The sequence below is a fragment of the Paenibacillus macerans genome (assembly GCF_050565405.1).
Lineage (GTDB): Bacteria > Bacillota > Bacilli > Paenibacillales > Paenibacillaceae > Fontibacillus > Fontibacillus macerans_B.
Genome location: NZ_JBNYYG010000071.1, coordinates 17,747 through 28,180 on the forward strand (window position 1 = coordinate 17,747; position 10,434 = coordinate 28,180).

10 protein-coding genes and 1 pseudogene are annotated in these 10,434 nt (G+C 56.5%); 7 read left to right on the forward strand and 4 right to left on the reverse strand.

Translation table 11 applies throughout. From position 1 onward, the window contains the following. Positions 1-4 precede the first annotated feature (4 nt). The 3 genes from ACQ4N8_RS25260 to ACQ4N8_RS25270 all read left to right on the forward strand — a co-directional run bounded on the left by ACQ4N8_RS25260 (position 5) and on the right by ACQ4N8_RS25270 (position 3,138). Positions 5-1,396, forward strand: a complete 1,392-nt coding sequence (locus ACQ4N8_RS25260; protein WP_430707120.1) for an L-cystine transporter — start codon at positions 5-7, stop codon at positions 1,394-1,396. A 187-nt stretch (positions 1,397-1,583) separates the two neighbouring features. Further along, positions 1,584-2,204, forward strand: a complete 621-nt coding sequence (locus ACQ4N8_RS25265; protein ID WP_430707121.1) for a sigma-70 family RNA polymerase sigma factor — start codon at positions 1,584-1,586, stop codon at positions 2,202-2,204. Continuing rightward, positions 2,173-3,138 carry a DUF4367 domain-containing protein gene (locus ACQ4N8_RS25270; RefSeq protein ID WP_430707122.1) on the forward strand — a complete coding sequence of 322 codons (966 nt, stop codon included), beginning with the start codon at positions 2,173-2,175 and terminating at the stop codon, positions 3,136-3,138. Before ACQ4N8_RS25265 ends, ACQ4N8_RS25270 begins: the two co-directional genes overlap by 32 nt. Before the next feature lie 64 nt (positions 3,139-3,202). Here the strand turns inward: ACQ4N8_RS25270 and ACQ4N8_RS25275 are convergent, their stop codons facing one another. From ACQ4N8_RS25275 to ACQ4N8_RS25285, 3 genes are read right to left on the reverse strand one after another with little or no spacing between them, the layout of a single operon-like run. Beyond that, positions 3,203-4,477 (reverse strand): hypothetical protein, encoded by a 1,275-nt coding sequence (locus ACQ4N8_RS25275; RefSeq protein WP_430707123.1) that lies wholly within the window; start codon positions 4,475-4,477, stop codon positions 3,203-3,205. 11 nt (positions 4,478-4,488) lie between these two features. Further along, positions 4,489-4,974, reverse strand: a complete 486-nt coding sequence (locus tag ACQ4N8_RS25280; protein WP_430707124.1) for a hypothetical protein — start codon at positions 4,972-4,974, stop codon at positions 4,489-4,491. After that, positions 4,971-5,465: a type IV pilus modification PilV family protein gene (locus ACQ4N8_RS25285; RefSeq protein WP_430707125.1), complete on the reverse strand. Its 495-nt coding sequence runs from the start codon at positions 5,463-5,465 to the stop codon at positions 4,971-4,973. The genes ACQ4N8_RS25280 and ACQ4N8_RS25285 overlap by 4 nt, the downstream gene beginning before the upstream one ends. Positions 5,466-5,774: 309 nt before the next feature. Here ACQ4N8_RS25285 and ACQ4N8_RS25290 point away from each other — a divergent pair, with 309 nt between their 5' ends. The 4 genes from ACQ4N8_RS25290 to ACQ4N8_RS25305 are packed head-to-tail and all read left to right on the forward strand — an operon-like array spanning position 5,775 to position 10,271. Then, entirely contained in the window at positions 5,775-7,454 is a 1,680-nt protein-coding gene (locus ACQ4N8_RS25290; protein ID WP_430707126.1) for a GspE/PulE family protein, read from the forward strand. Further along, entirely contained in the window at positions 7,451-8,512 is a 1,062-nt protein-coding gene (locus ACQ4N8_RS25295; RefSeq protein WP_430707127.1) for a type IV pilus twitching motility protein PilT, read from the forward strand. Before ACQ4N8_RS25290 ends, ACQ4N8_RS25295 begins: the two co-directional genes overlap by 4 nt. A 58-nt stretch (positions 8,513-8,570) precedes the next feature. Next, positions 8,571-9,779, forward strand: a complete 1,209-nt coding sequence (locus ACQ4N8_RS25300) for a type II secretion system F family protein (protein ID WP_430707128.1) — start codon at positions 8,571-8,573, stop codon at positions 9,777-9,779. Between the two features lie 39 nt (positions 9,780-9,818). Continuing rightward, positions 9,819-10,271 (forward strand): prepilin-type N-terminal cleavage/methylation domain-containing protein, encoded by a 453-nt coding sequence (locus ACQ4N8_RS25305; protein ID WP_430707129.1) that lies wholly within the window; start codon positions 9,819-9,821, stop codon positions 10,269-10,271. A 77-nt stretch (positions 10,272-10,348) separates the two neighbouring features. Here ACQ4N8_RS25305 and ACQ4N8_RS25310 read toward each other — a convergent pair. Further along, a pseudogene (locus ACQ4N8_RS25310) lies at positions 10,349-10,434 on the reverse strand (hypothetical protein); the annotation flags it as partial.

Consider the following 10,434-nt stretch of genomic DNA (forward strand, 5'->3'; position numbering starts at 1 on the left):
TGTTATGGATACATTGCGTATCATCATTAACGTAGCGGTTATGCTGGTGCTGATCGGCGTTCTGATCTGGATGCAGAAAAAGCACGTTTCTTTTACAAAGCGGGTATTCACCGGATTGGGCCTCGGCCTCGTGTTCGGCGTGATCCTGCAGGTCTTGTACGGAGCGGGCTCGGAGATTATCGCGCAATCGACCGACTGGTTTAATCTGGCCGGGCGCGGTTACGTCGGACTGCTGCAGATGATCGTTATTCCGCTCATCATGGTTTCGATCATCTCGGCGATCATGAATCTGAAGGGCAAGCAAAATTTGGGCAAGATGAGCGGACTGATTATCGCGGTCCTGCTGATTACGACGGCGATCGCCGCTTCGGTAAGTATCGTCACCAGCTTGAGCTTTGATCTTAAAGCGATCGAAATCCAAGCGGGCGAGCGCGAACAACAGCGAGGAACGGCGCTGGAGGAACGGCTGGGTACCGTCGAGGACAAGACGATTCCGCAGCAGGTGCTCGACTTCATCCCGACGAATCCGTTTGCGGACATGACGGGCGCTCGGAGTACCTCAACCCTGGCCGTCGTTATTTTCTCGGCGTTTATCGGGGTAGCGGTGCTTGGTCTGGATAAGAAAAAACCGGAGCAGGCCGATACGTTCCGCAAAGTGGTAGACGCGGTTTACGCGGTCGTTATGCGTATCGTGACGCTGGTACTGCGCCTGACCCCTTACGGGATCCTGGCATTGATCACCAATGTGGCCGCTACCACCAATGCGGAGGAAATTTTGAAGCTGATCAAGTTCGTAGGAGCTTCCTACGTCGCATTGATCGTTATGTTCATCATCCATTTGATCCTGCTGGCGGCATTCGGTTACAATCCGGTACAATACGTGCGTAAAGTGCTGCCGACGCTGGTGTTTGCCTTCACTTCGCGTTCGAGCGCGGCCACGATTCCGCTGAACGTCGAAACGCAAACGAAACGTTTGGGCGTACCGGAAGGGATCGCCAACCTGTCCGCTTCGTTCGGCGCAACGATCGGGCAAAACGGCTGCGCCGGGATTTATCCCGCGATGCTGGCCGTGATGATCGCGCCGACGGTCGGCATCAATCCGCTGAGCTGGGATTTCATCCTGACGTTGATCCTCGTCGTGACGATCAGCTCGTTCGGGGTTGCCGGCGTCGGCGGCGGGGCGACCTTCGCTTCGCTGATCGTGCTGTCGACGATGAACCTGCCGGTCGCTTTGGCCGGCCTGTTGATCTCCGTCGAACCGTTGATCGATATGGGCCGTACCGCCCTGAACGTCAACGATTCGATTACCGCCGGCGTCATCACCGGCAAAATCCTCGGCGAAAACGACACCTCCGCGTTCAAACGCGATGTGGATTTGGATGTCGTGTCGGCTTAATGAACGAATCACATACGAATGCAAATGAAACCGCCGGGGCGCTTTACCCGGCGGTTTTTTTTGCAGGCCGTGTAATGAAAGCCGTACATAGAACGTATTAACATTCGGATGGATTGGAGGCAACCTCCCGTCGCGCGAGGGAAGTGCTCCAAGATCCCGTCCCTTGGAGAAAGGAGGGGAAGAAAGCATGCTGCAGCAGCGCGCGCTGTTTCCATCCCTTGGGGAGCAGGACAAGCGGGGAAAACAGGATGAGAAAGAGCGGGAAGCCGTATCGGCCGAAACGGAGTTTGACGCGATTTTCGAGACCTACTATACCCGAATATTCAAATATATTCGTTTCCGGGTGGACTGCGAATATACGGCGGAGGATTTGACCAGCCAGGTATTCGAGAAGATGCTGGCCAAGCACGGCACCTTCCGGGCCGACCGTTCCCCGTTCGAGGTGTGGCTGTTCGCCATTGCCCGCAATACGGTAAATGATTATTTTCGCGGCCGGCGGAAGCAAAGGCTATTTTCGCTGGACCTGTTCAAAGAGGCGGCGTCCGGAGAGCAAGGGCCGGAAGCCCGGGCCATCGTCAGGGAAGCGGAGGCGGATTTGAACTGGGCATTGCAAACGTTAAAGTCCAAGGAGCGGCATGTTCTTGCGCTCAAATTCGGAGCGGGGCTGAAGAATGTCCAGATCGCCGAGTTAACGGGCATCAGCGAAAGCAATGTCGGAGTGATGATGTTTCGCGTCATGAAAAAATTGAAGATCGAATTGGAAAGGAAGGATGAAGGTGAACAATCAGGAACAACATCGTCGGTTTGATGCCGACTTGAGCGCTTTACTGGATGGACGTGAGGATACCGTGGACCACAACGGGGCCTATTCGGATTTGCTTGCCGTCGGCAGAACGCTTGCTGCCGCTGAATTGGGCGCAGCCGCCCATAAAGAGGCGGTTCGGAGCCGGATAACGCAGGGATCCGCCACCCGCCGGTCCGCCCGCGGCCATGGCGGCCGCAAGGTTGCCGGATCCGTGGCGGCTGCCGCGGCATTTGCCTTACTGATCGGGGTTTGGTTTACCCCGTCTTCGTTTGCAAGCGGTGTACTGAACCGGATTATCTCTACCGTTTCGTTGGGTCATATTACCGTGTTCCAGGTTGACCCTCCATCGGAAGAGGCCTCGTCCCCGCTGCCGGAAGCTTTGCAGGGAAAAGTGTTTACGAAGGACGGGAAGCCCGTTTATGAGTTGAACGCCCATACGGGCCCGCTGTATACGGCCGACGGGGAGGAGATCGCCGGCTTCGCGGACATGGAAATCGTGACCAAGGCCCAAGCTGAGGCGGAGGTAAGGGAAGGGATCCGTACTTTGACCGACCCGGACACGCTAAGCCGATACACCAATTTCCAGGTGAAATTGCCGGGGTATTTGCCGGAAGGCTATGCGTTTAGCCGGGCCGAACAATACCTCGACGAGCAGGGTGAGGCCAGCCCCAAATACCTCAGTTTGTATTTCGCCAATGGCGATACGGGGAAGGAAATTTACATCCAACAGCGGTATGGCGATGAAGAAACCGCATATGAAAGCTCTACGGACGGCACGTTGGAAAAAGCGAAGGTCCGCGGAGCGGATGCTGTTATCGCGAATGGAAATTCAATCGCTTGGGAGGCCGACGGAGTGCTTTACGATCTCGTTGCCGAAGGGATGGACGAAACACTGGACAAGAGCGAACTGATTCGGATCGCAGAATCCCTGAAGTAAAACGGCTGCAGCAGGAGCAGCAACGGAAAAACCGGCCCGTAACGGAGGCCGGTTTTTGCCGTCGTTAATTGATCGTTGTCGCGGCTTCGTTAATCACGATATCTGCTGGCTTGCCCGGCTTTGGGTTATCTCCCGGGCCAGAAGCGCGAATGATCAAGCCGTTGTTCCCGTTCACGTTAATGCCGCCGTTGGAATACAGAAGGCCGGTCAGCGAGGTCGAACTGGAGCTGTCGTTAACGGCGATGGGCCCGTCCGAATATAACGCGAACCGGTTGTCGTCGCGCAAGTTGCCGCTGGTAGCCCCGCCGACGTAAATCGTTCCTGCCGTCAGCTTGGTATGGAAAGCCAGGGACCCGCCGTTATACAAATCCCCGACCAGCGTTATCCCTTCCTTGTGCGGATCGTCAAAATTGCCCGAGCCTCCGATCCAAATCTTCTCTTTGGCCTGAATCAGCGGGCCTTTCGCCGATACGGAACCATAAATATAAATATTGCCGGTCGCCTGGATGGTATTGCCGTTGTGCATATTCAAGGAACCGGTGATGACCAGGTCGCCTCTGACCGATAAGCCGGTTCCCGGGTGCATGGTGACATTGCTGAAGATCGCCGACCCGTTTAACGTCCGGGTTCCGTTCGTGACCGTCAACTCCTGCGGATTGGGGGAAGTCCTTTTCAGCGCTTGCATGACGGCGTCGGCCTCGCTGCCGGTCTGCCTCAGCACGTCGGCGACGTTAGCTCTGGCGGGGGCAGCCAGGTCGGTCCTTGGATAGGAGGGGGCCAGTATCTTTCCTTGAATGTCTGCCCCGTTACGGTTCAACCCGGATTTGGCATAGAGATGGCCGATCACCGTCGTTCTAGAGCTTAAATTGACGTAGTCCTGGCTGACGATCGCAAACTCGCTTCCGCCGTTTCCCGGCTGGCTCGGATCAACCGGTTCGTAATTTAGTATGATTTCCACCTTGCGCCGGTAGGTCTGCCGAATATTGTCCGACACCCCTACTTCTTCGACGATGGCAGTGTACTTCTGATTGTCCTCGTCGAGCGTGGCGCTGCCGGTGACGATGTAAAGGGCGGCGGTGTCGCGGACATCTTCCAGCGTGACCGCGTCCTTCTCCTTAAGCGCCATGATCGCCGCCCGAAGCTCGGACAGTTTGATCAGCAGCTTCGTTTCGCCGTCGGCCTGCGCGCTAACGATATCTTCGGAGACGTTCACCATGCCCTGGGAGCTGGTTACCGATTGCATGACCAAGGTGCCGATCACCAGCAACAGCACAAGCAGCAACAGCACGGACATTAGGGCATAACCGCGCTCTTGGCGGATTCCATCCAATACCTTCATCCGGACGCACCTCACGATAATAGTTTCATAGAAACGAACAAATGGATCGGCTCCACATCGGGCTCGTCCGCCAGCGCGACTTGCAGATGCAGCTGCAAATCGCGCTGGCCCTTGGTGAAATAGGTGCCGGTTAAATCCAGGTTCTCTTCGCTGAAGCGGGTGCCGTCGACGATGAGCTGTCCCCCGTCAAGCATTACGCCGACTGAACGGGTCGCTTCCGTAAGCGCATCGGTGACCACCTCGGCCTGAAATTGCGTAAAGTTACCGGAACCCGTGATCGACGTAGCATTCCTCAGCTTGGCCTGCAGCGCGGTACTGAGCGTAATCGCCTCGTTCCGCAGCTGCGTTTCGTGATTAACCCGCCCGAAGGCAAACAGCGACGAGGTCAGCACGGTTGAGACCAAGATCACCAGCAGGCCCGTTAAGGCAAGGGCAGCGAGCAACTCCACCAACGTGATGCCGTCTTCCCGGCGAATCAATGGCCGACGTTTACTCATGATCCGTTCCCCCCCGATGCTGGCGGAGCGGCGGCATAGTCTTTTTTGACTGCGCCGACGATCGAAACCTTATGCCTATAATTGCCGGCTCCGGCTGCCGGATCGGGCAGCCAAAAGGTCGTCACGGTTATGTATAAAATATCGGGGTTAGCAGGATATTTGTCGCTTATGCGGCAGACTTCGGTCCTTATCAGATAGATGCCGTTGGTCGTGTCGGGCAAGCCTCCCGGGGAACAGTTTGCTTTGGTCTGCAACTCGGTAAATTCCAGCGATTGAACCTCGTGCAGCTTGGCGTTCGCCAGATGGGTGGCGGATAAGCGCTGGTTTGTGAGCTTGCTTTGCGAGGCGCTGTTCGTAAAAAAGGATAAAAAGTACATGCTGACGATGGAGAGAATGACCAACGCAAGGGCTACTTCCAGCAGCGTCAGTCCGTCTTCCCCAGCCATCGCGCGGCGAAGGGAAGATTTTCGGGATAAAGAGGCAAATCTCATGATCATCCTCTCGCTTTCGAACGGTTTGAAAATAGCGAAAAATAGCAGAGTTATGTTAGCAGGTGGAGAGCCGTGTCGAGTCTTGTAGACTAGGTATATTCTACTATAAAATGATAGCATCGATTGGTCGAAAGGTATATAATCGTTACTATATTGGTACTAAAAATTATTTTCCCTCAGCCATAACATTCAATGATCCGCGCAATACATTCTAGTTCTATAGAACTATTTCCCGAACAAGCTTTCGGCGCAAAAAAATCTAAGTATACAACCGCATAAATTTCCAACGGTAGATGAGGTGAACGATGCATGTACACGATCAAAAAAAGGTTGGGTGAACTTCTGCTGGAATCAGGGATCATTACGGAGCCGCAGCTGCAAACCGCCTTGGAGGAACAGCAGCTCACCCGGAAAAAACTCGGTGACGTCCTCCTGGCGCAGGGCGTTCTTACGGAGCACCAGCTCATCGAGGTGTTGGAATTTCAGCTGGGCATCCCGCACGTGACCCTATCCAGGTTTCAGATCGACGCCAAGCTATGCCAGGTCATTCCGGAGCAGATGGCCAAACGTTATCAGGTGCTGCCCATTCGCGTGGACGGGCGCAAGCTGATGGTCGCGATGGCCGACCCCCTCGACCTGTTCGTGATCGACGACCTGAGAATGAGCACCGGATTTACCATCGAGCCGGCGATCATTTCGCGGGGAGAGCTGCAGCGGGGGATTGCCCGGTTATACGGCCTGCAGGACTCCATGAACGAAATGATCAAGGATTTGGGGGCCGGCGCGGCGCAAATCGAGGTGGAGGATTCGATCATCCTGGGCGAGGATTCGCCGGTCGTCCGGCTGGTGCAGCAAATGATCGAACAAGCGGTGCGCCTCGGCGCCAGCGACATTCACATCGATCCGATGGACACGCAATTGACCATCCGGTACCGCATTGACGGCCAACTCCGGAACGAACGCTCCATTCCGAAATCCATGCAGGGGGTCATTACCGCCAGGCTCAAAATATTAGGCAACCTGAACATCGCCGAACGGCGGTTGCCGCAGGACGGCCGCATCAAAATGTTAGTGGACGGCAAGCAGATCGATATCCGCTTGTCATCCTTGCCTACGGTACACGGGGAAAAAATCGTCATGCGGTTGCTCGATCTCGCCGACGGCGTGAAGGGATTGGAGAAGCTGGGCATGACCGAGCACAACCTCGGGTTGTTCCGGCGCATGATCGAGAAGCAGCACGGGATGGTCCTGCTGACCGGACCGACGGGAAGCGGCAAAACGACGACCCTGTATTCGGCGCTGCAGCAGTTGAACCGCGAAGAAATGAACATCATCACGGTCGAAGACCCGGTGGAATACATGCTGGACGGCGTCAACCAGATGCAGGTTCACCCTGCGGCGGGGCTGACGTTTGCGAAAGGGCTCCGCTCCATTTTGCGGCAGGATCCCAACATCGTCATGGTAGGGGAAATCCGTGACCTGGAGACGGCGGAAATCGCGATCCGCGCTTCCCTGACGGGCCATCTTGTATTCTCGACCTTACATACGAACGACGCGGTGAGCACGGTGGTGCGGCTGCGCGACATGGGCATCGAGCCTTATCTGATCGCTTCGTCGGTGATCGGCATCGTTGCGCAGAGGCTAGTGCGCTGCATTTGCCCCGATTGCAAAACCGCCTATACCCCCGAGATGCAAGAAAGCTTGTACCTGGAGCGGCTTGGCGTCAAGGCAGACAAGCTGTATCGCGGCACCGGCTGCGGCACCTGCGGCAAAAGCGGCTACCGCGGCCGGATGGCGGTGCATGAAGCGCTGCTTATCGGCGACGACCTGCGATCGGCGATCGTCGGCGGGAGGTCGATCCATGAATTGCGCAGGTTGGCCAAGGATCAAGGCATGACGACGTTGTTTGCCGACGGGATCCGTAAGGTGCTGGAGGGCCAAACGACCCTGCAGGAAATAATCAGGGAAGTAGAAGAGGAAGAACGATGAAGCAAGATTACAACGTAACGGACGATACGTTTAACGAGCTGTTGAAGCAGGCGTTTGACGCCGGCGCCTCGGATTTGCACGTGACGGTGAATTCGCCGCCGGTGCTGCGAATCGATGGCGTCCTGCACTCGCTGGGCCGTGAGCTGCTGTCGCCGTCGGTGCTGGAGCAAATCGTGCAAGGACTGATGAGCCCCGCACAATACAAGAAGTTTACGGAAAAAGGCGAGCTTGATTTCTCTTATGGCGTAACGGGAATTTCACGCTTCCGCATCAACGTGTTCCGCCAGCGGGGTTCGATCGGCATTGCGGCGCGGGTCATTTCGCCGTCGGTACCGGCGTTCGAGACATTAAACCTGCCGCCGGTTTTGCTGAAGCTGGCACAGAAGCCGCAAGGATTGTTTCTCGTCACCGGCCCGACCGGCAGCGGAAAGTCAACGACCTTGGCGTCGCTGATCGACCATATCAACCATACCCAGCGCAAACATATCGTGACGCTGGAGGACCCGATCGAATACCTGCATCGCCACGACAAGTCCATGATCAACCAGCGGGAGGTCGGGCTCGATACGATGTCTTTCGATAACGGCCTTAGGGCCGCGCTGCGTCAGGACCCGGACATCATTCTGGTCGGCGAGATGCGCGACCCCGAAACGATCCGGACGGCGATTACGGCAGCGGAAACCGGCCATCTCGTGTTGGCGACGCTGCATACGGCCGACGCGCCGCAGACGATCGACCGGATTATCGACGCTTTTCCGTCGGCGCAGCAGGGGCAGATCCGGGTTCAGCTGGCGTCCGTGCTGCTGGTGATCCTGTCCCAGCGCCTGCTGCCATCCCGCAGCGGAAAAGGGCGAGTCTGCGCGACGGAGGTGCTGCTGAATCCGCCGGCCGTCGCGAACCTGATCCGTTCGGAGAAGGTGCACCAGATCAAAAGCGTCATGCAGACGAATTTCCAACTGGGGATGCACACGCTCGAGATGAGCCTGCGGGAGCTGCTGCGGCAAGGTGCGGTCGATGAAGCGGCGGCCCGTCTGTATTTGACGGAAGGTTTGGTGTAGTCCGCCAGCCAGCTTGTGGCGTGAAGACAGATGTAAGAAGCGGAAGGACAGATGCCAGATGCCGCAATACGTATATCGTGGCAAGGAAACGGGCGGCAAAGCCCGGCGCGGAGAGCTCCAAGCCCCCGATCGGGCATCCGCGCTTGCCGAACTGAAAAGGCAACATGTAATCGTAACGGGCCTCCGCGAGAAGCGCGAGACCGTTTGGAATAAGGAGTTTTATCTTGGCAATCCGGTCAAAAACGAACCGTTCGTCGTGTTTTGCCGGCAGTTCGCTACGATGATCAAGGCGGGCATATCGATCGTGGAGGCGACCGCCATCCTGGCGGAGCAATCCGAAAGCAAGCCGCTGAAGAAGACGCTGGCCGAAGTGACGGCCGAGCTGCGCAAAGGCAGTACGTTTTCCGGAGCGGTTTCGGCATACCCGCGGATTTTCCCGTCGATCTTCGTACACATGATCCGCGCGGGGGAAGAGGCCGGCAGCATGGAGGAGACGCTGGAGCGGCTGGCCGTCTATTTTGAAAAAGCGCATGTGACGCGGGAAAAAGTGAAGTCGGCGATGACCTACCCGCTGATCGTGAGCATCATGGCCGTGTTCGTCATTATTTTTCTGCTGAAATTCATGATCCCGCGGTTTCAATCGATGTTCGCGGAGCTTGGCGGGGACCTGCCGGCGATTACGAAATTTACGCTCTCGCTTAGCCGGAGCATCGAGCAGCACTGGATCGCCTGGCTGTTGACCGCTTTGGCGGCGGTAATCGCGGTGTGTTTGCTGCTAAGGTGGGAACGCGGGGCGTACGCTTGGGACTACATCAAACTGAAGGCTCCCGTATTCGGCATCCTGAACCGGAAAAGCGCCATCGCCCAGCTGACGCGCACCTTGTCCTCGCTGTTTGCCAGCGCGGTGCCGGTGCTGCAGGCTTTGGCCATCGTGGAGAAGGCGGTCGGCAACCGGGTGATCGGAGCCACGCTCCGGGAATGCCAGGCTTCGCTGCGGCAAGGCCGGCCGTTGTCCGACCCGCTGAGGCAGTCGTGGGTGTTTCCGCCGCTTGTGACCCAGATGATCCGGGTGGGCGAAGAAACCGGGTCCATCGATACGATGCTGGGCAAGGTAGCGGACTTTTACGAACGCGACGTGGAGAATACGGTGGACAAGCTGAAGCAGTTGATCGAGCCGGTGATGATTCTGGTGCTGGCCGGCGTGGTCGGTTTTATCATGGCTTCGATTATGATCCCGATGTTAAGCCTGTATCGCAATATCAGCTGAAAGCGACTTCGTCAAAGAATTAATTTAGGGGGTTAAACAATGACAGCAATTATCGAACGCATTCAACGTTTGCGCAAGGAAGAAAAGGGGATTACGCTCATCGAGCTGCTGGCCGTCATCGTGATCATCGGCGTCATCGCCGCTATCGCGGTGCCGCTGATTACCGGGCTGTTGGAAGATACGAAGGAGAACGCGAGATCGGCGACGGCGAACCAACTGGTGGAGGCGGCGAAGTTGAGATCGATTGCGACGCAAAACGGGAATATCACGGGGACGCATACTCTGGCAAATTTGGTTGCGGATAAGTATATGCAGAGCGGATTAACCGATCCGAAGACGGGAAAGCCGCTGGTGGAAGCTACCACCAAGGTTAATTTTGTCAACCTCAACTCAGGGAACTTGGTTACGCTGGTCATTGATGGCGAGACGATTAATTTTACAGCCGATCAGTTAAAGAACGCCCAGGCTGGCACCTCCACTACTACACCGTAATCTATGAACATCAATTTGCTCCTGACAACGCTGAATTTTGCTGCCGGGCTGGCGGTGGGCCCGTCCCTGGCGCGGTACGGGTCCTGCAGCACTTCCACGTAGTTGTCGAAGCCGATAAAGCTGATGTTCGAGTAGTCGGCAAGCCCGGCCAGATCCATATCGG

Coding starts and splice junctions, on each gene's coding strand:
- ACQ4N8_RS25260 (WP_430707120.1), top strand. CDS start 5: ATGGATACATTGCGTATCATCATTAACGTAGCGGTTATGCTGGTGCTG.
- ACQ4N8_RS25265 (WP_430707121.1), top strand. CDS start 1,584: ATGCTGCAGCAGCGCGCGCTGTTTCCATCCCTTGGGGAGCAGGACAAG.
- ACQ4N8_RS25275 (WP_430707123.1), bottom strand. CDS start 4,477: ATGAAGGTATTGGATGGAATCCGCCAAGAGCGCGGTTATGCCCTAATG.
- ACQ4N8_RS25280 (WP_430707124.1), bottom strand. CDS start 4,974: ATGAGTAAACGTCGGCCATTGATTCGCCGGGAAGACGGCATCACGTTG.
- ACQ4N8_RS25285 (WP_430707125.1), bottom strand. CDS start 5,465: ATGAGATTTGCCTCTTTATCCCGAAAATCTTCCCTTCGCCGCGCGATG.
- ACQ4N8_RS25290 (WP_430707126.1), top strand. CDS start 5,775: ATGTACACGATCAAAAAAAGGTTGGGTGAACTTCTGCTGGAATCAGGG.
- ACQ4N8_RS25295 (WP_430707127.1), top strand. CDS start 7,451: ATGAAGCAAGATTACAACGTAACGGACGATACGTTTAACGAGCTGTTG.
- ACQ4N8_RS25300 (WP_430707128.1), top strand. CDS start 8,571: ATGCCGCAATACGTATATCGTGGCAAGGAAACGGGCGGCAAAGCCCGG.
- ACQ4N8_RS25305 (WP_430707129.1), top strand. CDS start 9,819: ATGACAGCAATTATCGAACGCATTCAACGTTTGCGCAAGGAAGAAAAG.